At 62.3% G+C, this 18478-nt stretch carries 16 protein-coding genes; 8 read left to right on the forward strand and 8 right to left on the reverse strand.

Annotated features, from left to right (window positions below; translation table 11 throughout):
* Positions 1 to 212 precede the first annotated feature (212 nt).
* The 6 genes from B5V02_RS04730 to B5V02_RS04755 all read right to left on the reverse strand — a co-directional run bounded on the left by B5V02_RS04730 (position 213) and on the right by B5V02_RS04755 (position 8080).
* Entirely contained in the window at positions 213 to 653 is a 441-nt protein-coding gene (locus B5V02_RS04730) for a hypothetical protein (RefSeq protein ID WP_111543738.1), read from the reverse strand.
* 144 nt (positions 654 to 797) lie between these two features.
* Positions 798 to 3896, reverse strand: coding sequence for an efflux RND transporter permease subunit (locus B5V02_RS04735; protein WP_111543041.1), 3099 nt, complete (start codon positions 3894 to 3896; stop codon positions 798 to 800).
* Positions 3896 to 4861 (reverse strand): efflux RND transporter periplasmic adaptor subunit, encoded by a 966-nt coding sequence (locus tag B5V02_RS04740; RefSeq protein WP_245445681.1) that lies wholly within the window; start codon positions 4859 to 4861, stop codon positions 3896 to 3898. Before B5V02_RS04740 ends, B5V02_RS04735 begins: the two co-directional genes overlap by 1 nt.
* A 340-nt stretch (positions 4862 to 5201) precedes the next feature.
* Positions 5202 to 5972: a 3-hydroxybutyrate dehydrogenase gene (locus tag B5V02_RS04745; protein ID WP_111543043.1), complete on the reverse strand. Its 771-nt coding sequence runs from the start codon at positions 5970 to 5972 to the stop codon at positions 5202 to 5204.
* Between the two features lie 43 nt (positions 5973 to 6015).
* Positions 6016 to 6801: an acetoacetate decarboxylase gene (locus tag B5V02_RS04750; RefSeq protein WP_111543044.1), complete on the reverse strand. Its 786-nt coding sequence runs from the start codon at positions 6799 to 6801 to the stop codon at positions 6016 to 6018.
* 106 nt (positions 6802 to 6907) lie between these two features.
* Positions 6908 to 8080 (reverse strand): patatin-like phospholipase family protein, encoded by a 1173-nt coding sequence (locus B5V02_RS04755; protein WP_111543045.1) that lies wholly within the window; start codon positions 8078 to 8080, stop codon positions 6908 to 6910.
* 164 nt (positions 8081 to 8244) lie between these two features.
* Between B5V02_RS04755 and B5V02_RS04760 the strand changes: the two genes are divergently transcribed.
* Both B5V02_RS04760 and B5V02_RS04765 read left to right on the forward strand, forming a co-directional pair.
* A complete protein-coding gene (locus B5V02_RS04760; protein WP_111543046.1) occupies positions 8245 to 8862 on the forward strand; it encodes a TetR/AcrR family transcriptional regulator in 618 nt (205 codons plus the stop codon).
* Positions 8863 to 9455: 593 nt separating this feature from the next.
* Complete coding sequence (locus tag B5V02_RS04765) at positions 9456 to 10499, forward strand: LacI family DNA-binding transcriptional regulator (RefSeq protein WP_111543047.1); 1044 nt, start codon at positions 9456 to 9458, stop codon at positions 10497 to 10499.
* Between the two features lie 15 nt (positions 10500 to 10514).
* Here B5V02_RS04765 and B5V02_RS04770 read toward each other — a convergent pair whose 3' ends face one another.
* Both B5V02_RS04770 and B5V02_RS04775 read right to left on the reverse strand, forming a co-directional pair.
* A complete protein-coding gene (locus tag B5V02_RS04770; RefSeq protein WP_111543048.1) occupies positions 10515 to 11546 on the reverse strand; it encodes an L-idonate 5-dehydrogenase in 1032 nt (343 codons plus the stop codon).
* A 15-nt stretch (positions 11547 to 11561) separates the two neighbouring features.
* A complete protein-coding gene (locus tag B5V02_RS04775) occupies positions 11562 to 12530 on the reverse strand; it encodes a 2-hydroxyacid dehydrogenase (RefSeq protein ID WP_111543049.1) in 969 nt (322 codons plus the stop codon).
* A 125-nt stretch (positions 12531 to 12655) separates the two neighbouring features.
* Here B5V02_RS04775 and B5V02_RS04780 point away from each other — a divergent pair, with 125 nt between their 5' ends.
* The 6 genes from B5V02_RS04780 to B5V02_RS04805 all read left to right on the forward strand — a co-directional run bounded on the left by B5V02_RS04780 (position 12656) and on the right by B5V02_RS04805 (position 18434).
* A complete protein-coding gene (locus B5V02_RS04780) occupies positions 12656 to 13393 on the forward strand; it encodes an SDR family oxidoreductase (RefSeq protein ID WP_245445788.1) in 738 nt (245 codons plus the stop codon).
* Positions 13362 to 13934 carry a gluconokinase gene (locus tag B5V02_RS04785; RefSeq protein ID WP_111543051.1) on the forward strand — a complete coding sequence of 191 codons (573 nt, stop codon included), beginning with the start codon at positions 13362 to 13364 and terminating at the stop codon, positions 13932 to 13934. The genes B5V02_RS04780 and B5V02_RS04785 overlap by 32 nt, the downstream gene beginning before the upstream one ends.
* A gap of 1 nt (position 13935) precedes the next feature.
* Complete coding sequence (locus B5V02_RS04790) at positions 13936 to 14820, forward strand: NAD(P)-dependent oxidoreductase (RefSeq protein WP_111543052.1); 885 nt, start codon at positions 13936 to 13938, stop codon at positions 14818 to 14820.
* Positions 14821 to 14898: 78 nt separating this feature from the next.
* Positions 14899 to 16395 (forward strand): sugar ABC transporter ATP-binding protein, encoded by a 1497-nt coding sequence (locus B5V02_RS04795; protein WP_111543053.1) that lies wholly within the window; start codon positions 14899 to 14901, stop codon positions 16393 to 16395.
* 19 nt (positions 16396 to 16414) lie between these two features.
* A complete protein-coding gene (locus tag B5V02_RS04800; protein ID WP_111543054.1) occupies positions 16415 to 17470 on the forward strand; it encodes an ABC transporter permease in 1056 nt (351 codons plus the stop codon).
* Between the two features lie 28 nt (positions 17471 to 17498).
* Positions 17499 to 18434 carry an SMP-30/gluconolactonase/LRE family protein gene (locus B5V02_RS04805; RefSeq protein WP_111543055.1) on the forward strand — a complete coding sequence of 312 codons (936 nt, stop codon included), beginning with the start codon at positions 17499 to 17501 and terminating at the stop codon, positions 18432 to 18434.
* The last annotated feature ends 44 nt before the right edge of the window (positions 18435 to 18478 follow it).

An 18478-nucleotide genomic window follows, 5' to 3' on the forward strand; every position in this document is an offset into this window, starting at 1 on the left:
TGTCGGCACGCCGTCGCGTGGATAGGCTGCAATGCAGCCTGCAAGCTGGGTTACACACAGGCCAAGGAGGGTAGACCTAAGCAGAGCTTCCGGTGTCCTGAAGCGGCGCACTACCTCTCTCGCTCGCCTCAGAATGCATGGGATGGCTGCCAATCCAACGTAGCGCATGCGCGGACCCTCATAGGTAAGTGGCATGGAAGTTCCTCTGGATGTCATCGCAGGTGAGCCAACTCCACCCGGCAGGACTCCGCGAATGTGCGCAGGATGTCATGGGCGGCGACATGCGTGTTCCGCGCCTCCGGAGCAGTCGAAGGCGACTCGTATGTCTCTATGATGCGTTCGAGTACCGCTTCGGCGGCACCGATCGTGTTGGGCGTGGCAAAGAGGCGTAGCTTGTTGATGGTGGCATACATGGGAACAAGCTTGGCTGGGTCATCCAGCCGTTCCTGGACGATGCCATCTGCATAGGTTTTGGATGCCTGGTCGATCAACTCGCCGAACAGCCGCTCGCGATGCGAGCCTTTCTGTTCGAGCCGCTGCATATGATCCTTTTGATACTGGGTGAGCCAGGTCGTGGCGACGGATGCCAGGGCACCGATGGCCGAGCCGGCCAATGCCGATAGGGCTGAGATGGTCGCGGGGTCCAAAGTCATGGAGTTGCTCTTGAAGTTTCCGGTCGACGCCGGCTTGGTGAAGTGGATCCTCGCCAAGCCGAAACTCTCACCGATTTTGAAATGTTCAGGCGTACCACTGCCGATGTCACGCTTCCGGCCCGAACCGGCATGGCTATCCCTTTCTCAGTGCTGGAGGGCGAGAATGGGGATTGCCGGAACGGCGGGCGCTGCTATCGTTTCGTCCCTTTCCCGTATGCCGTTTACAGCGACATAAAGAGCCGGGAGGAAGACCAGCGTCAGCAAGGTCGCGACGGCGAGCCCTCCGACGATGGCGTAGGCCATCGGTCCCCAGAACACGTCGTGCATGATCGGGATCATGCCGAGGATCGCGGCGGCCGCCGTCAGCATGATCGGCCGGAACCTGTGGGTGGTCGCGTCGATCACCGCCCTCCAGGGTTCGATACCCTGCGCCCGCTCGTGCTCAATTTGGTGGACCAGGATCACCGAGTTGCGGATGATCATACCGGCCAGCGCAATGATGCCGAGTGTCGCGATGAAGCCCATCGGCGTGTTTGTGGTGAGCAGCGCGGCGGCGACGCCGATGAGGCCGAGCGGCGCCACACTGATCACCATCGCCAGCTGGCGGAAGCTTCCGAGCTGCACCATAAGCACGGTGAGCATCAGGGTGATCATGAGCGGAAACTGGGCCAGCAGCGCGGCGTTGCTCTGCGCGCTCTTTTCGACCGTGCCTCCCGTCTCAAGCAACGTGCCAGCCGGCATCGACTTGCGCAGCCCCTCGATTGCGCCAGCGATTCGCCCGTGCACGGACGCTGGCTGCAGCCCAGGCAGCGGTTCCGCCTGCACGGTTATGGTGGGCAGACGGCCGCGGCGCCAGACATAGCCTTCATCGAGTTCGTACTGGAACTGCGCCAGCTCGCGCAGCGGAACTGAGGCACCAGTGGGCGTCGTGATCTGGAGATTGCGCAAGGCTTCGACGCTTGACCGCTCGTCGCTCTCGGCCCGCGCCACGACATCGACGAGGTAGATCGAGTCGCGGATCTGTGTAACGGTCGAACCGCTGATCACACGGTTGAGCGCCTGGGCAAGCTGCTCGGAGCTCAGGCCTGCCTGGCGAACCCGGTCCTGGTCGACGACAATGCGCAGCGCCTTGTTCTTCTCGGCCCAATCGTAGTTGACATTACGCACGAGCCCCGATGCTCGCAGAGTTTGCGCGACCTGCTCGGCATACTGCCTCGCCTCCTCAGTGGTCGGGGCGCTCACACGATATTGCACAGGCCAGCCGACGGGCGGTCCGAGCTCAAGGCGCGAGATGCGAACAGTCACGTCCGGAAAGCTGCCTGCGAACAGGGTCGCCAGCCTGGCCTGCACCCGGTCACGCGCCTCGAGGTCCTTGGTGACAACCACGGTCTCGGCCATGAAGTCGTTGTCGAGCTGCACGTCGAGAGGCAGGTAGAAGCGGATGGCGCCGCCTCCGACATAGGAGGAGAAGCGGGCGATGTCGGGGTCGCCGGCAAGCGCCTTCTCCAGCCGCTCCGTCTGCGCTTCGGTCGCAGCGATCGAGGCATTCTTTGGCAGGGTCATCGTCACGAGGAGCTCGGGTCGGTTGGACGTCGGGAAGAACTGCTGCTGCACGAAGCCCATGCCATAAAGGGAGGCGCCGAAGAGGATGACCGCCGCAGCGATGGTGGGCCAGCGGTGCCGCATGGCGAAGCCAAGCAGGCGTTCGAAAGCGCGCATGAAGCGGCCCGGCTCGACGTTTCCGTGCGCCTTCTTCGTGTGCGACGGCAGAAGAGAGAGACCAATCACCGGCGCGAAGACGACGGCCACGAACCATGAGGCAACGAGCGCCACCGCGATCACGACAAACAGCGAGAAGCAGTATTGTCCTGTGTTGCTGTCGGCGAAGCCGATCGGCAGGAAGCCGAGGATCGTAATCAGCGTTCCCGTCAGCATGGGGAAGGCGGTGGAGGTGTAGGCGAAGGTTGCCGCCTTGATCTTCTCCATACCTTCTTCGATCTTTGAGATCATCATCTCGATGGTGATCATGGCGTCATCGACGAGAAGCCCGAGCGCGATTATCAGGGCGCCGAGGGAGATGCGCTGCAGGCTGATGCCCAGCGCATTCATGGCCACAAAAACGATGGCAAGCACCAAGGGGATGGAGAGAGCGACCACAAGCCCGGCCCTGAAGCCGAGACTGAGGAAGCTGACCGCCAGCACGATGACGATCGCCTCTAAAAGTGCTTCGGTGAATCCGCCGATCGCTTCGTGCACGACCTCGGGCTGGTCCGACACGAGGTTGAGCTCAATGCCGACGGGAAAGCGCTGTTTCAGGCGTTCGGCCGCCTCGTGCAGGCCCTTGCCGAAGTCGAGATTGTTGCCGCCCTCCCGCATGTTGACGCCGATGCCGATCGCCGGCTTGCCGTTGACGCGGAACATCTTGCTGGGCGGGTCGCTGTAGCCGCGCTGGACCTGGGCGATGTCGGTCAGTTTGTAGAAGCGCCCGTCGATCCAGAGGTTGAGGTTGGCAATGCCGTCCGGCGACAGCAGGGAACCTGTGACGTCGACGAGCATAGTCTCCTGAGGCGTGTTGATGATGCCCGAAGGCGCCACGGCATTCTGCCGGGCGATCGCCGCCAGCACGTCGTCCAGGCTGAGCTTGAGGTTCGCGAGCTTTTGCGGCGAGAAGTTCAGATAGACCTTCTCATCCTGGTCGCCATAGATGTCGACCTTGCCGACGTCGGGCGCACGCAGGAACTCGCCCCGCGCGGTCTCAGCGAAGTCGCGCGCCTCGCGTGCGGTGAAGCCGTCATAGGTGATGCCGTAGATGGTTCCGAAGACGTCGCCAAATTCGTCGTTGAAGAAGGGCCCGACCACGCCTTGCGGCAGCGTCGCCCTTATGTCGCTGACCTTCTTGCGGACCTGGTACCAGATGTCGCTAAGGTCGCGCTTGGGCGTCGATTCCTTGATGTAGACGAAAATCGTCGCCTGACCGGGCTTTGTGTAGCTCTTGATGTAATCGAGGTTCGGGGTCTCCTCGAGCTTCTTTTCGATCCTGTCCGTCACTTGCTTGAGCGTGTCAGCCGTGGTGGCCCCCGGCCAGTTTGCCTGGACCACCATGGTCTGTACGGTGAAATCCGGATCTTCCTGGCGGCCGAGCCGCTCGTAGGCGCTCGCTCCGCCAATGACGCAGATGAGCATGAGGAAGACGACGAGGGCGCGGTTGTGGACGGCCCATTCGGAGAGATTGAAGCGTGTCATCACTTGACCTCCGTCTCTGGGTTCACAAGGTCACCGTCGGCGAGCGAATTGACGCCGGCGGTCACCACCTTCTCCCCAGCGGACAGTCCGTGGCTCACCACGATCGAGTCCGCATCGAATTCGACAAGCTTGACCTCGCGGCGCTGCACCTTGTCGTCTTGGCCGACCACCCAAACCTGCGGCTGGCCTCCGGACTGCAGCAGCGCGCTCGGTGGCAATGTCGCAACCTCCTGACCTCCTTCGCTTTCGACGCGACCGACAACGACTGCCCCGAGGCGCATCTCCGCCGGCGGCGAAGCCAGCGCCACCTTCACCTGATAGGTGCCTGTCGCGCTGTCGGCCTCTGGCGAAATCTCGCGGATCGTGCCGGTGACGGCGATGTCGAGACGACCCTGCAGCGATACGTTCACCGCCATGCCGAGCTTTGCCCGTGTGACATCATTGGTGGCCACCGCGAACACCGCCTCGCGTGCGTCATTGCCGGAAATCTCGACGACCATCTGGCCCGCAGCCACGACCTGACCCGGGTCGGCTCCGGTCGCCGTCACCACACCATCGTCGGGCGCAAGGAGCTGGGTATAGCTTAGCTGGTTCCGCGCGATACGCAGATTGGCTTCGGTCGCCTGGACCTCCGCTCGTGCGCTCTGCAGCGACTTGAGCGCGTCATCGTGCTGGGAATGTGTGGCGAAGCCCTTGCCGAGCAGGATTCTGAAGCGTTCCTCCTGTGCGGATGCTTGGGCGAGCGCGGCCCTTGCTGCATCGACGTCGGCCTCGGCCGCGGTCACCTTGTTCTGGTAGTCGACGGCACTGAGCTCCGCGAGCTTCTGGCCCTTCTTGACCATTGCGCCCATGTCGACCTCGCGCGAGAGCATTCGACCGCCGACCTCGAAGCCAACCGCGCTCACATAACGCGATCGGATGCGGCCGGCGCCCTGCGCCACCAGGGCGAGCTTGTGAGGCGTCACCACGACGACCCGTGTCGGCCGTGGCGCTGATGGTGCGGCAGTTTCTTCTTCAGAACAGCCGGAAAGACAAAGGCAGGCGATACAGGCAGAAAGGAACAGACCTGAGGGCAGGCGCATGAGAGCCTCCGTTGGAACGGTGGGTTGAAGGGATCGATCGTTTTGCGAGCGCGGCGAGTTCGCCATTGCCCAATTTGATTTTAGACTTTTAAGTCAAATCGACGATATAGTCAATATGAGATTTGCGCAATTGTGCAATGCAAAAAAGATAGGGGGATTGTAAAGATTGATCTGTAGGCAGGGCAGAGCGAAAGACGGGCAAAGGCACGCCTCTCTGACGCGCCTACTGCATGAACCACCCGTGACTCACCACGATCGACTGGCCGGTCAGCGCGTTCGACGGGAACGCCGCCAGGAACAGCGCTGCTTCCGCCACGTCCTGCACGGTCGTGAACTCACCGTCGACCGTTTCCCTCAGCATCACCGTCTTGACCACGTCCGCTGCGGAGATTCCGAGCTCGCGCGCCTGCTCCGGGATCTGTTTTTCCACCAGCGGCGTGCGGACGAATCCAGGGCAGATCACGTTGGCGCGGACGCCATGGGCGGCCCCCTCCTTGGCCACGACCTTGGCCAAGCCTATCAGGCCGTGCTTGGCGGTGACATATGGAGCCTTGAATGGAGACGCCTCCTTGGAGTGGACGGATCCCATGTAGATGATGCTGCCGCTGTTCTGGCGGTACATCTGCCGCAAGGCGGCACGGGTGGTCAGGAAGGCTCCATCCAGGTGGATGGAAAGCAACTTCCTCCATTTCTCGAAATCGAACTCGACGAGCGGCGCGACGATCTGGACGCCGGCGTTGCTGACAAGGACGTCGAGGCGCCCGAAGGTTTCGATAGCCCGCGCCATTCCGCTCTCGACCTGCTCCTCGTTGCTAACGTCCATGCCAACCCCGAGCGCCCGCTGAGCGGCTGGATCGATCTCAAGGGCCGTCTCCTGGGCCGCCTTCAGGTCAAGATCCGCGATGACCACCTTTGCCCCCTCGCGGGCGAAGGTAAGGGCAATCTCCTTGCCAATGCCGCTCGCAGCTCCGGTGATTACCACGACCTTGTCCATGAGCCGACCACCGGCGTCACCTGCCCAATTGTTAGATAGAGCTTCATTCTGCGAACGCATGGATTCTTCCTTTCAGATCGCCAGGCTCGGATTTCGCGAGGTAGTCATGAACGACCTTGCCGAGTGCGAGTGTGAGATCGGCGACGATGTGCATCGCCGAAACCACCTCCAGCACCGGCAGCTCGGCGACAGGAGCCAGCGCATGCGACCAGAGGTTCAGGGATGCCGGGCCGGTCCAGGCGCCTCTCAGATCGACGTCCTCCAGGTGATACTCCACGAGCTCGCAGATGCGCGGCGTGCCGTCGACATGGGGAATGATCTTGAGGAGGAAGTTCGGCTCCGCGAGGGAACTCTTCACTGCCGAGAGGTCGGCTGCTTCGTGCTTGTAGCCCATGGTGGCCGTAGCAACACGGACCGGGCCGTAATCAAGCGTACCCACCAAGGTGTCAGTCTCAGTGCGGAGCGTCGGACTCGCAAGCTTCTTGGGAAATCCCCACAGCTCGCGCCCTGCGGCAATCGGTGGGTGGTCGTTAAGAAACATGCAGTGGGTGTAGCTGCCCTTGCGGCCGCGGAACGTGACAGGGATGACCTGTCCGCTTTCCGTGTAGTCGCCGAAGCCGGTCGAGTCCGGCATGCGGATGAACTCGAATTTCACGAGGGGTTCGGATAGTTCGAGTGGCTCCGGCACAAGACCGCGCAGCTTTTTCGGATCGGTCCGATAGGTGATGATCAGATATTCGCGGTTTCGGAAGCGATACGGACCGACCGGATAGGCTGGACTGGTCAGGGGCATGGCGAAAGCCGTTGCCCGGACGGTGTCTTGATGCATGGTTGAAGAGTTCCTTCAATTGTTGAAGTGGATGGCTTGCATTGAAAGGAGTTGCACAGGGCTTGCGATTGGACTGAGCACGTCAGGCATCTCCCATTGCAGGCGCCTATTCCCGCCCGTCCTCGGCAAGATCGTAGGTGCTCACCCCTTCCAGATTGTCGGGCCGTTGCAATGCCTCGGGATGGCGTAACGTGCGCACGGCGTCGAAGTAGCCGGCGCGCCAATGCTCCTCCATGGACAGCCTCGAAAACTCATAATCCTTCGAGTACCCCTCATGCTGTTTTGAGCGATATATCAGGTGAACGAGTTTGTAGACCTTATGGTCCGCGATCGAGCTCAGTGCGGTTGCTTCCTCGCTGTCGAGCAACTCGGGCGGCAGTTTTGAAAGAAGGCTCGCGAGGGTGTGTCGGGCACGTTGATACTGCTTGAACTGATCGGTATGCGCGCGTGTGCGGCTCGAATACTGTATTTCCTTCTGCCGCGTCGCGACCTCGGACAGATTGCGAGGAAACTCGCCGCGCGCGCTCCAGAGATCCACCTGGAAGGCGAGGGTGTCCTGCCGTGCCCCATGTTCGACTACCCATTGCAGCGGCGTGTTCGAGATAAGGCCGCCGTCCCAGTAGAATTCGCCGTCGATCTCGACGGCGGGGAAGCCAGGCGGAAGCGATCCGCTGGCCATCACGTGCTCGGGGCGGATTGTATGCTGATCATTGTCGAAATAGACGAAATTTCCGGAGCGCACGTTTACGGCGCCGACGCTGAAGCGCATGCGGCCGGCGTTGATCCGGTCGAAGTCGACGAGCCGCTCAAGTGTGCTCTTCAGATGTTTGGTTTCGTAGAAGCTCGTTCCTTCGAGGGAGCCGTCCGTTTGCAGCCAGGGAACGGGCTGCCGCAGGCTGAAGAAGCCTGGGGCACCGGCGACGAGCGCGCAGGCCGCACTGAACTGATTGAAGAGCGAGCGGGGCAGGTCTCCTTTCGGAGCGAGTGTGGGCGCGGCGGCAGCCCAATCGAGAAGTGGGTTCGCCGTGATCTCGCGCCAGAAGGCCCGCAGCTTCTGAACCCGTTCGGTGGGTTCATTGCCGGCTATGATGGCCGCATTGATGGCACCGATCGAGACCCCGGCGACCCAGTTTGGATGGATATCGGCCTCTGCGAGAGCCTCGTAGACTCCAGCTTGATAGGCTCCGAGCGCGCCGCCACCCTGCAACACCAGGGCAACGCATTCGAACGGGAGAGGCCGTTTTGCTGTTCTGAAGTCTTTTCGGGACAGTACATTCATGGGGATGCTGTTCCTTCTCATCTGAAAGCGATAGGGCTGCAGGGGAGCCCGAGTGGGGCCGGTCGAAGTCGCCGGCTCAATTTCAATTTGCATCTTTAGGTCAAATCGACTATATGGTCAATATGAGATTTTAGTAATGGTGCAATGCAAAAAAGGTATGACGGATGGCGAAGGTTGATTTGGCGCGCAGGGCGGAGATCGGACGCGAGAAGCGGGAAAGGACGCGCACGCTGATCGTGGACGCAGGGGCGATGCTGCTGGCTGAGCGGCTTCGCGAGGCCCTCACGGTGGATGCAGTGGTAGAGGCAGCAGGTGTCGCGAAGGGCACCTTCTACTATCACTTCCAGAGCATCGATGAATTGGCCTCAGCCGTAGGCGAGAAGCTCGGGGAGAGCTTTGACGCCGTGCTGACGCCTGCGCGCCTGGAACTACAAGATCCAATAGAACGCCTGTCCTTCGCCTTCACGCAATTCTTGGAAAAGGCGATCTCGGACTCCAACTGGGCCCGACTGGTCGTTCAGAGTTCTCACTCACCAACGGAATTTGCACGAGGGATCCGGAATAACCTCAAGGCGGATATTGCCGAGGCGATTGTTCAGGGCCGCCTGAGCGTTCGGGACGCAGAGTTGGCAGTCGACATCGTGATCGGTATATGGCTGCAGGTGACGCGCGGCATCCTCGAACGAGGCGCCCGGCCCGAATTGATACGCCAGGCTGTCGAGGCGGTGCTGCGCGCGCTTGGTTCATCGCAGTCGGAGCAGCGTAAGGCCACGAAGAAATGATAGCGGTGGGCGAATGTCCGGCTCGATGCGGTCCAGGCGCTGATTGCCTCCCACCTCGATCAGGATTTTCCGAGACCTTGGTTTGAAGGGCAACTTATGTTCGCAAAGGAGGCATTGGGGTTAGCTAAAGTCGACTGTACGGGTTCGCGGGCCCATGCGGAACGATACGGGAAGACTTCTGATTTTGGCCCACGAAAAAGCCAATGAAATCAATGATCTTGATACGCCATCCGGGCCCACCAAAGTATTAAGCATCTGATTCTGTTGAATTTTTTACTCGTTTTGTTTTTGCGTTTTGGACTCGAACCTCTCTGGGTCTTTTACGGAATCCACCTAGGCACCAGGACGGCGCGGGAAGACCTGGTAGCAGATCAAAAGTGTGACCGCGGCCCAAACCAGTGCTCATGACCATGTCTACACACAATTGGGCCTCGTATGTGGCTGTTGTCTTGTTGATATGGTATCGATAACATGCCTTTGCGTGAAGTTGATTCCAATGGGTGGTTCATGAGCGATGCCGGACGCCGCAGAGACAGTGTGCCCGAGCGTCTAGCGCTTTCCTCGGGCAGACCGCAGCCGGCCGGTGGAGCGGCATGATGGCCAAGGCTGCCTCATCGAGGCCCATCGAAAGCCATGCGCCGACTATGGTTGACGTGGCGCTGCGGGCAGGTGTGTCCACCATGACGGTTTCGCGCGCCCTGAAGGAGGGCAGCCGGGTGTCCAAGGCCACGCGGGAAAAGATCATGGCTGCGGTCAACGACCTTGGTTACGTGCTCGACCAGTCAGCCGGCAGCCTGTCCTCGCGCAAGACGGGGTTCGTCGCCGCTATCGTCCCTTCGATCAACAATTCCAACTTCGCCGACACTGCTCGCGGCATTACCGACGAGCTTGAAAGCACGGGGCTGCAACTTCTGCTCGGCTACACCGACTACACGGCTGAGAAGGAAGAAAGGTTGATCGAGGCGATGTTCCGCCGGCGGCCGGAAGGCATCATCCTGACCGGCGGCGCTCATACGGATCGCGCCCGCCGCCTTCTGAAGAGCGCCGGCATTCCCGTGGTCGAAACCTGGGAGTTGCCGGTAAAGCCGATCGATCAGGTGGTCGGGTTCTCCAACGAAGAGGCGATGGGGCTTCTCGTCAAGACGCTCGCCAGGAAGGGCTACCGAAAATTCGGCTACATCGGTGGTACGACCTCGCGCGACACGCGCGGCAGCCAGCGGCGTGAAGGCTTCATAAGAGCCATTGAGGAACTCGGCCTGCCGCCCGGTCGCCTCGTTTCCTTCGGCGTGCCACCGATCTCCATCGAGCAGGGCGGCCAAGCCGTAGTCAGCATGCTGGAGCGCTGGCCGGACACTGAGGCCGTGCTCTGCGTTTCGGATCTCTCGGCCTTTGGCGCGCTGATGGAATGCAAGCGCCGGGGTATGCGGGTGCCGCAGGACATCGCCATCGCCGGTTTTGGCGACTATGAGGTCGCCGCCTTCTGCCATCCCGGCATCACCACCGTGAATGTCGACTGCTACGGCATCGGGCAACAGGCTGCCCGAAGATTGATCCAGGTGATCCGCGGTGACGGGAAACGGCACGGTCAAGAAATCGTCCTGACCGGCTACCGCGTCGTCGAGCGCGAAAGCACCTGACGTTGCCGCGTCGGTTCAGAACGCGATCTGGACCTTCATCGACTTGTTCCGGTCACCGGCGATCTCGAAAGCCGCAACCGCCTCGTCGAGCGGATAAATGCCGCTCAGCAGCGGTTTGACATCCACCCGGCGGCGATTGATCAGATCGACGGCGAGCGCGAACTCGTCGTGGAAGCGGAAGCTGCCGCGCATCTCGATCTCCTTGGCGACGATCAGGTTCTGCGGGATCGACACGTCGCCGCCGAGACCGAGCTGCATCAGCATGCCGCGCGGCTTCAGAACATCGAGGCCGGCCCGCACGGCGCGTTCGTTGCCCGAGGCCTCGAGCATGACGTCGAAACTGCCCTTGTCGACATTGTAGGCGGCGAGCTTTTCACTGTTGGTCGCAACATTGATGGTGCGGTCGGCGCCGATCTCCAGGGCCTTGGCCAGCACGCCGTCCATGACATCGGTGGCGACGATTTCGCGCGCACCGTGGGCTCTGGCGGCGAGAATGCAAAGCGCGCCGATCGGCCCGCAGCCGGTGACCAGAACGCGCTTGCCGAGCAGCGAGCCGGCGCGGTTCATGGCATGCAGCGTCACCGCAAAGGGCTCAGCGAAAGCGGCTTCGTTGATGGAAACGTGGTCGGCTATTCTGTGGCACTGCCACGCCTCGGCGACCAGGCGCTGGCGGAACGCGCCCTGGATGTGCGGCATCGGCATGGCGCTGCCGTAGAAGCGCATGTTGAGGCACTGGTTCTGCATGCCTTGCAGGCAGTAGCGGCAGGCATTGCAGGGGCGGCTGGGCGAGATAGCGACGCGGTCGCCGATGGCAAGGGCGGAAACGCCGCCGCCGATGGCCTTCACCGTGCCGGCAACCTCGTGGCCGAGGATCATCGGCTCGCGCAGGCGGATAGTGCCGAAACCGCCATGATTGTAGTAGTGCAGATCCGAACCGCAGATGCCGCCGGCTTCGACGGCGATTTCGACCTGCCCATCGCCGAGGACGCCCGGATCGGTCTCCTCGATCCTCAGGTCTTTTGCGGCGTGGATAACGATCGACTTCATGAAGATGATCCTCTCTCAGACGACAGGCGTCAGCAAGGTCCGCCCACCGAAATGGGCCGCGAGATTGTCGCGAACCAACTGACCCATGGCCTTGCGGGTCTCCACCGTGCCGCTGCCATGGTGCGGTTGCAGCACGACGTTGGAAAGTCTTCCGAAGCGCTCGTCGATCGTCGGCTCGTTCCAGAACACGTCGAGTCCGGCGCCCTTGATCGCGCCGGATTCCAGCGCGGTGAGCAGCGCCGTTTCGTCGACGGTGCTGCCGCGTGCGATGTTGATCAGGATGCCATCCGGCCCGAGCGCCGCCAGAATCTCTGCATTGACGATGTTCCTGGTGCCTTCGCCACCGGCCAGCGTCACCATCAGGAACTCGCTCCGGCGCGCTAGCTCGACCAGATTGCCGACGAAGTCGTAAGGCAGGTCGTCGTGTCTGCGGGTGCCGAAATAGGCGATCTCGCAGTCGAAGGCAGCCGCGCGCCGGGCCACCGCCTTGCCGATGCGGCCCATGCCGACAATGCCCAGCCTCTTCCCATAAACGCGCGTCACCAGCGGCATGTTGGCCTTGCGCCAGCTGCCAGCGCGCACATAGGCATCGGCCTGCGGAATCATGCGCGCCACAGCGAGCAGCAGCCCGATGCCGATATCGGCCACGTCCTCGGTAAGCACATCAGGTGTGTTGGTGACGCGAATGCGGTTTTCCCTCGCGTAGGCCAGGTCTATGGCGTCGGTGCCCATGCCGTAGCAGGAGACGATTTCGAGCTTCGGCAGTTTCGCCATCAGCGCAGCGCTGGCGCCAAGTTCGCCGCGGGTCGCGATGGCACGGATGGCATCGGCATGGCTTGATATCAACGCGTCCCTGTCGTCGACCTGCCAAAGCTTGTGGACGCGATATTTCGCTTCGAGGTCTGCCATGTCCCATTCCGGATAGGGTCCGGTCATCAATATGTCGGTCACGGCATCGTCTCCCGCGCTACTGCATTTTTCCATTGACTATGTTATCGATAACATTCATGTCAATAGGCACTGGCGGCGGCGCGGTGGAAATCGTATCCCGATTCAGGGACATTCCTCGGGAGGAGCACTTGAGCAGTTCGTTGTTCGATTTGACCGGCATGCGGGCGCTGGTCACGGGTTCGGGGCAGGGCATCGGCCTGGCCTTGGCGGAGGGGCTGGCGCAGCACGGCGCCGAAATCGTGCTCAACGGCCGCAGCCCCGAAAAAGTCAAAACGGCTGCGGATGCGCTGACGGCGAAGGGATACAAGGTCGATAGCGCCGTCTTCGACGTCACTGATCATGCGGCGGTGGCGAACGGTGTCGCCGAGATCGAGACGACGATCGGCGCCATCGATATCCTTATCAACAATGCCGGCATGCAGTTCCGCATGCCGCTCGAGGATTTTCCCGCCGATAAATGGGACGAGTTGCTGCGCACCAACATCTCCAGCGTGTTCTTCGTCGGGCAAGCGGTGGCGCGCCACATGATCCCGCGGCGACGCGGCAAGATCATCAACATCGCTTCGGTGCAGAGCGAGCTGGCACGGACCAACATTGCGCCCTATACGGCCACGAAAGGCGCGGTGCGCAACCTGACGCGCGGCATGTGCGCCGACTGGGCCAAGCATGGCCTGCAGATCAATTCCATCGCACCGGGCTACTTCAAGACGCCGCTCAACCAGGCGCTGGTCGACAATCCCGAATTTTCAACCTGGCTGACCAACCGCACGCCGGCAGGACGCTGGGGCGACGTCGGCGAACTGGTCGGCGCGGCAGTGTTCTTGGCCGGACCGGCCTCATCCTTTGTCAATGGACACACGCTTTATGTCGATGGCGGCATCACGACCTGTCTTTGAACCCGCGCTCATTGTCGTGATGGGCGTCAGCGGCTGCGGCAAGACCAGAGTTGGCGTCGAGATCGCCGCGCGGCTTGGCCTTGCCTTCGTCGAAGGCGATACGCTGCATCCGCGTGGCAATGTCGAAAAAATGTCGGCGGGCATACCGCTTGCCGACGACGATCGCTGGCCCTGGCTGGATCTGGTCGGCGCGGCCTTGCGCCAGGCGCGTGAGGAGGGCCGCGGGCTCGTCGTCTCTTGCTCGGCGCTGAAGAAATCCTATCGCGATCGGCTTCGCCATGCGGCAGGCGGGCCGCTGTTTGTCGTATTCCTGGAGGGGTCGCGCTCGCTGCTGCAAGCCAGGCTCGCCGCGCGTCGCGACCACTTCTTCCCGCCGGCGCTGCTCGACAGCCAATTCGCCGCGCTGGAACATCCTGACGACGAAAAGCTGGTGGTCACAGTGGACATCGACGCCCCCGTCGACAGCATCGCCGATGCGGCGTTGCAGGGCCTGGGCGCCTTCGGGATCGCCCCCGCCAGGATAAGGAAAGAGGCTCGTTGAGATGACGCAAGCTGCAAAAGTCGCCGTTGTCGGTGCCGGCATCATGGGATCGGCGATCGCTACCCGCCTGATTGAGGCCAAGCAGGCCGTCACCGTGTTCGATCTGGACAAGGCCAAGGTTGCTGCCCTGACCGCGAAGGGCGCGGCTGTCGCCGCGTCGGTTGCCGAGGCAACGCGAGCGAGCGACTTCGTCATCCTCAGCCTCAACCATGCCGATATCGTGCGTTCGGTGGTGTTCGGCGATGCCGGTGTCGCGGCTGCGGCATCATCCGACAAGCTGCTGATCGACATGTCGTCGATCGACCCGGCCGACACCGCTGAGATGGCGAAGAAGCTCGCGGCCGAGACCGGCATGAAATGGCTCGACTGCCCGCTTTCGGGCGGCGTTCCCGGCGCGCTGGCCGGCCGGCTGACCGTCATGGCGGGCGGTGAGCCGGCAGACTTCGAACACGCGCGCACGGTGATGCGGCATCTCTGCGCCAACTACACGCTGATGGGCCCGAGCGGGGCAGGGCAGACGACCAAGCTGATCAACCAGCTGTTCTGCGCGGTGCTGTTCCAGGCCGTCGCCGAAGCGGTGAAGCTCGCCGAAGCCGGCGGCGTCGATCCGAAGGCCATCCCGGCCGCACTCAAGGGCGGGCGGGCCGATTCCAGCATCATGCAGGAGTTCATGGCAAAATTCGCCGCCCGCGATTTTTCAGCCACCGGCCGCATCGACAACATGCTGAAGGACCTGGATTCGCTGCAGGCCTTTGCGCTGAAGACCAAGACGCCGATGCCGATGACCGGGCAGGTGGTTGAGATCCACCGCCTGCTCTGCGCCGCTGGACTGGGGCCTAGGGATTCCGCCGAAATGATGCGGCTGCTCGACGGCAAGACCAGCTAAGCGGAGAGCCAATTTTGTCGCTTGACGCTCAGAAATGTTATCGATAACATCATTTGGCGATCTCGGGAGGAACGCTTTGTGACCGAAGAAAAACTGATCGAGTTCAAGTCGATTACCAAGGAGTTCGGCGGCACCCGCGCGCTCTCCGACGTGACGCTCGATCTGCACAAGGGCGAGATCCTGGCACTGCTCGGCGAGAATGGCGCCGGCAAGTCGACGCTGATCAAGACGCTCGCCGGCATCTACCGTCCCGATGGCGGCAGCATCCTGTTTCGCGGCGAGCCCTATCATCATCGCCCGCCGCGGCCGAACCAGCGCCAATCCGTCGCCTTCATTCACCAGGATCTCGGCCTGATCGAATGGATGACGGTCGGCGAAAATGTCGGCCTCGCCCAGGGATTTTCGCTGCGCTCCGGTCTCATCGACTGGCGTTCCACCGAAAAGCGGGCGCACGAGGCCCTAAAGCTGGTCGGCTGCGATTTCGATCCGACGACGCGCGTCGAGGATCTAACGCGCACCGAGAAATCGCTGGTCGCCATCGCCCGCGCTCTGGCCACCGAGGCCGATGTGCTGGTGCTCGACGAGCCGACCGCCAGCCTTCCGGCCGACGAGGTCGACCGCCTCTTCGACGCCATCCGCCCGCTCAAGCAGCGCGGCGTTGGCATGATCTATGTCTCGCATCGCCTCGACGAGATCTTTCGCATCGCCGACCGCGTCGCGGTGCTGCGCGACGGCAGGCTGGTTGGTCAAAAGAAGGTCGCCGATACAAGGCCGGACGAACTTGTCGAGATGATCGTCGGTCGGCCGGTCAGCCAGGTTTTCAGCAAAGCCCAGACGCAGGCCGGCGAGACGGTGTGCGCCGTCCGTGACCTGGTCTGCGCCGGTGCAGGCCCGGTGTCGTTCGACGTGCGCAAAGGCGAGTTGCTCGGCCTGGTCGGCCTGCGCGGCGCCGGGCAAGAACTGGTCGGCCGGGCGCTGTTTGGCTGCCAGGCCTTTTCCGGCTCGGTGGCCATCAATGGCGTTACGCCCGATCTGTCGAGCCCGATCGCGGCGATGTCGGCCGGTGTTGGGCTCATCGCCCGCGACCGGACCGAAGAATCCATCGCGGCCTCCTTGTCGATCCGCGAAAACAGTTTTCTCAATCCCGGCGCCGGCAAGCGCGGCCTGTTCTCCTTTCTGGCGCCACACAAGGAGGCCGCCCTGGCGCAAGTGATCGGCGGCTCGGTCGGGCTGCGCCCCAACGATCCGAACCTGCCGATCGAGGCGTTGTCGGGCGGCAACCAGCAAAAGGTGGTCGTCGGCCGCTGGCTCCACACCGGCCGCACCTTGCTGATCGCCGAGGATCCGACGGCCGGCGTCGATGTCGGCGCCAAGGCCGAGATTTACCGGTTGATCGGCCGGGCGCTCGAAGCCGGCCTCGTCGTCGTCGTGGTGTCGACCGATTTCGAGGAGATTGCCCATATCTGCCACCGCGCCTTGGTGTTTTCGCGCGGACAGATCGTGCGCGAACTCACCGGCGACAAACTGACCACATCCGCCGTGATCACCGCGGCATCGGCTTCCGAAGCCGCCTGATTTTTCTGGGAGCGAGTTCATGCAATCGATTGAATCCAGCGCACTCGAACCGACCCGCGGCGAAATGGCGGGTTTATCGTTGGGGCAGAAGATCATCCGGCTGCTGCCGGTGTACGGGCTGGTGATCCTGACGGCGCTGCTGATCCTTTTGTTTTCGATCCTGCTGCCGAACACGTTTCCGACGATGCTCAATTTGCGCTCGATCATTTCCGACAAGGCGATCATCGCGCTGCTGTCGCTGGCGGCGATGATCCCGATGGCGTCCGGCCGTATCGACCTCACCGTCGGCTATGGCATCGTGCTGTGGCACATCCTCGCTATCAGCCTGCAGACCATGTTCGGCGTTCCGTGGCCGCTGGCGGTGATCATCGTGCTGCTTCTTGGTGCTGCAACCGGCTTCCTCAACGGACTGCTGGTCGAAGTCGCCCGCATCGACTCTTTCATCGCCACGCTCGGCACCGGCACCGTGCTCTACGCGCTGGCGCTATGGCACACTGGCGGCAGGCAAGTGGTTGGCGTGCTGCCGAACGGGTTCTACGCGCTGAATGGCACGATGGTGTTCGGGTTGCCGATCACCGGCCTCTATGTTTTGGCGATCGCCGTCGCGCTGTGGATCATCCTCGAATATCTGCCGATCGGTCGCTACGTCTATGCCATCGGCGCCAACCCGAAAGCCGCTGCGCTGAACGGCATTCCGGTGCGCCGCTTCGTCATCGGCGCCTTCATCTCGTCGGGTTTCCTGACGGCGCTGACAGGCGTGCTGCTTGCCTCCAAGCTGCGCATCGGCCAGGCCAGCGTTGGGCTGGAATATCTGCTACCGGCCCTGGTCGGCGCCTTTCTCGGCTCGACCACCATCAAGCCCGGACGCGTCAATGTCTGGGGCACGATGACCGGCGTCATCATCCTGGCGGTCGGCATTTCCGGCATCCAGCAGTTCGGCGGCTCGTTCTTCGTCGAACCGCTGTTCAACGGCGTGACGCTGCTCGTCGCCATCGGCATCGCCGGCTACGCCCAGCGCAAGCGCGGCGCGGCTCACAGAGCCAGGACCAAGACCGTAGCGCAGTCCTCGAAGTGACCAGCCGAACCCATCCGGGAATAATGGAATGAGCGACTACGAGATTCTGGACGATCGCTTCCGAAAGCTGACGATCGGGCATGCCAAGCTCGAACGGCTGTGGACCGGCAGTCGCTGGGCGGAAGGACCGGTCTATGTTCCGGCGGCAAAGCATTTGCTGTGGTCGGACATCCCCAACGACCGGTTGCTGCGCTACGACGAAAGCGACGGCTCGGTCAGTGTCTTCGAAACCCCTTGCAACAACCAGAACGGTCACACGCTCGATGGCGAGGGCCGCGTCGTCGCTTGCGAGCATCGCGGCCGGCGCATCTCCCGGCTTGAGCATGATGGACGCTGGCAGCCGCTTGTCGAAGCCATCAATGGCAAGCGGTTCAATTCGCCGAACGATGTGGTGGTCAAATCCGATGGGACGATCTGGTTCACCGACCCGGTCTACGGCATCGACAGCCACTATGAAGGCATGATTGCCCGGCCGGAGATCGGCGCGTCGCATGTTTACCGGTTCGATGAAGCAACCCGCGAGGTGGGTGCGGTCATCACCGATCTGGTGCAGCCGAACGGGCTGGCTTTTTCGCCCGACGAGAGCATCCTCTACGTGTCGGATACCGGCGCAAGCCATGTTCAGGGCCTGCCGCGTGCGATCAAGACCTATGACGTCGCTAAGGACGGACGCTCGCTGCGGTCGCGCGGCACCCTGGCCGAATGTGGGGCAGGATTCTTCGACGGATTCCGCGTCGATCGCGATGGCAACATCTGGGCCTCCAGCGCCGATGCGGTTCGCGTCTACGCGCCGGACGGGACGCTGATCGGGCGCATCCTGATACCCGAAATCGTCTCCAATTTGTGCTTCGGCGGTCCGAAGCGCAACCGCCTCTACATCACCGCCCAGACGTCGCTTTATTCCATCTACGTCGACGCGCATCCGGCCGGTTTGGGCCCGGTGGCTGGGCACATCAGCCAGTGACCTGGCGCCCGAAGTCGAGTCCCCGAAGACCAGACAATTTTTTT

Source organism: Mesorhizobium kowhaii (assembly GCF_003253745.1).
In the GTDB taxonomy this organism is placed as follows: domain Bacteria; phylum Pseudomonadota; class Alphaproteobacteria; order Rhizobiales; family Rhizobiaceae; genus Mesorhizobium; species Mesorhizobium kowhaii.

Excerpts from the sequence above, each read along its gene's own strand:
- B5V02_RS04730 (WP_111543738.1), bottom strand. The coding sequence starts at position 653 with ATGACTTTGGACCCCGCGACCATCTCAGCCCTATCGGCATTGGCCGGC.
- B5V02_RS04735 (WP_111543041.1), bottom strand. The coding sequence starts at position 3,896 with ATGACACGCTTCAATCTCTCCGAATGGGCCGTCCACAACCGCGCCCTC.
- B5V02_RS04745 (WP_111543043.1), bottom strand. The coding sequence starts at position 5,972 with ATGGACAAGGTCGTGGTAATCACCGGAGCTGCGAGCGGCATTGGCAAG.
- B5V02_RS04750 (WP_111543044.1), bottom strand. The coding sequence starts at position 6,801 with ATGCATCAAGACACCGTCCGGGCAACGGCTTTCGCCATGCCCCTGACC.
- B5V02_RS04755 (WP_111543045.1), bottom strand. The coding sequence starts at position 8,080 with ATGAATGTACTGTCCCGAAAAGACTTCAGAACAGCAAAACGGCCTCTC.
- B5V02_RS04760 (WP_111543046.1), top strand. The coding sequence starts at position 8,245 with ATGGCGAAGGTTGATTTGGCGCGCAGGGCGGAGATCGGACGCGAGAAG.
- B5V02_RS04765 (WP_111543047.1), top strand. The coding sequence starts at position 9,456 with ATGATGGCCAAGGCTGCCTCATCGAGGCCCATCGAAAGCCATGCGCCG.
- B5V02_RS04770 (WP_111543048.1), bottom strand. The coding sequence starts at position 11,546 with ATGAAGTCGATCGTTATCCACGCCGCAAAAGACCTGAGGATCGAGGAG.
- B5V02_RS04775 (WP_111543049.1), bottom strand. The coding sequence starts at position 12,530 with ATGGAAAAATGCAGTAGCGCGGGAGACGATGCCGTGACCGACATATTG.
- B5V02_RS04780 (WP_245445788.1), top strand. The coding sequence starts at position 12,656 with ATGCGGGCGCTGGTCACGGGTTCGGGGCAGGGCATCGGCCTGGCCTTG.
- B5V02_RS04785 (WP_111543051.1), top strand. The coding sequence starts at position 13,362 with ATGTCGATGGCGGCATCACGACCTGTCTTTGAACCCGCGCTCATTGTC.
- B5V02_RS04790 (WP_111543052.1), top strand. The coding sequence starts at position 13,936 with ATGACGCAAGCTGCAAAAGTCGCCGTTGTCGGTGCCGGCATCATGGGA.
- B5V02_RS04800 (WP_111543054.1), top strand. The coding sequence starts at position 16,415 with ATGCAATCGATTGAATCCAGCGCACTCGAACCGACCCGCGGCGAAATG.
- B5V02_RS04805 (WP_111543055.1), top strand. The coding sequence starts at position 17,499 with ATGAGCGACTACGAGATTCTGGACGATCGCTTCCGAAAGCTGACGATC.